At 47.8% G+C, this 270-nt stretch carries 1 tRNA gene; it reads left to right on the top strand.

Annotation, left to right across the window (positions count from 1 at the left end):
- The first annotated feature begins 43 nt into the window (after nt 1-43).
- Nucleotides 44-119: transfer RNA gene (locus H5090_RS20625), tRNA-Glu, on the top strand.
- The last annotated feature ends 151 nt before the right edge of the window (nt 120-270 follow it).

Genomic DNA, 270 nt, shown 5'->3' on the forward strand with positions numbered 1-270 from the left:
AAACGAGTCTAAAAATTCAGTTGTCCTAGTGACACATTTATGTGTCCCCATCGTCTAGAGGCCTAGGACACCGCCCTTTCACGGCGGTAACAGGGGTTCGAATCCCCTTGGGGACGCCACTTACTTATTTTTAATAGGGAAGTGAAGTGTTATTAAGAAAGCTCGCCTGAAACGAGTCTAAAAATTCAGTTGTCCTAGTGACACATTTATGTGTCCCCATCGTCTAGAGGCCTAGGACACCGCCCTTTCACGGCGGTAACAGGGGTTCGA

Source organism: Pseudoalteromonas sp. SR43-5, from assembly GCF_014163835.1.
GTDB lineage: Bacteria > Pseudomonadota > Gammaproteobacteria > Enterobacterales > Alteromonadaceae > Pseudoalteromonas > Pseudoalteromonas distincta.